The organism is Synechococcus sp. H60.1, from assembly GCF_047462335.1.
Lineage (GTDB): Bacteria > Cyanobacteriota > Cyanobacteriia > Thermostichales > Thermostichaceae > Thermostichus.
Map to the genome: position 1 here is coordinate 1 of NZ_JANSJA010000109.1, position 1,051 is coordinate 1,051.

Below are 1,051 nucleotides of genomic sequence, written 5' to 3' on the forward strand. Positions count from 1 at the left end.
ATGATTTGCTCCCTAGAACCAGAATCAGTCAGAGGGTGCTATCCATCCCCACCGTATAGACGGTGGGGAATTCCGCACCTTACGTTAAGGGCCCTGGATCCTTCCCCAAGAGCTCAGGTTTCCTGTTGTACACTGGGTTCAAGTTGGAAAATGAGGGATCCCCCATGCACTTTCGACCCGACGGCGCTCTGGACGACAGCTTGCCAGGAATAGCTGCGGAGGCAGTGGTATGGAATGCGCTACGCCAAGGGCTAGGAGCGGACGCGGGTTATCTTTTCCATCGAGCTGTTCTTTATAATCATCGCCGAGGCAATCCCAGGGCTGAGATCGACATCCTCCTGATTCATGCTGAATTGGGGATTTGGGTGTTCGAGTGTAAGGGCTTTAATCTGTACAATATTGAGAGCATCAACAACAACGAATGGCGCATGCGGCAGTGGCAAAAAGAAACAGAAACCCCTTTACAACAAGCAGACAAGCAAATGTTTCAAGTCAAGGATTCACTGCGGAAAAATCCGGATATACAAACGCTAATAGATCAGATCAACTTTGGTAAGCGGGTGGCTTTGCCCCGGATCCGGCGGCAGGAATGGCAAGAGCGTTTTGGGGATCCGCCACTTATAGGGGCCTTGGTGTTTGCTGATGATCTGGAGAAACCCGAGCATCTGAAACAAAGATTGTATGAGGCTAGGCGGGTTGCCCAAGCTCCTCTCCACGAAGGAAAGCTAAAGCAGATTGTTCGGCATTTGGGCTTAGTTTTGGAAGATGATACCAATAGCCAGCCTAACTATGGCTACGATTCACAAATGGTGATCCGGCGCGTCCAAGAAGGGATCTTCAAACTCGATGAAGACCAACGCAAAATTGCCACCCAATATCCTGAGGGGCCGCAGCGGTTGCGGGGCCTGGCGGGGACGGGCAAAACCGTAGTCTTGACTCGCAGGGCAGCCAAGATCCACGCCGACCACCCCGATTGGAAGATCGCCGTAGTTTTCTACACCCGCTCTCTCTATGAGCAAATTCGCAGGCAAATCTCAGAAGTCTGTCAGAG

The 1,051-nt window shown here is 51.8% G+C and carries 1 protein-coding gene; it reads left to right on the top strand.

Annotated elements, in window-relative coordinates; genetic code table 11:
* Positions 1-143 precede the first annotated feature (143 nt).
* A partial coding sequence (locus NW852_RS05820; RefSeq protein ID WP_414426544.1) for an NERD domain-containing protein occupies positions 144-1,051 on the top strand: 908 nt, incomplete at its 3' end.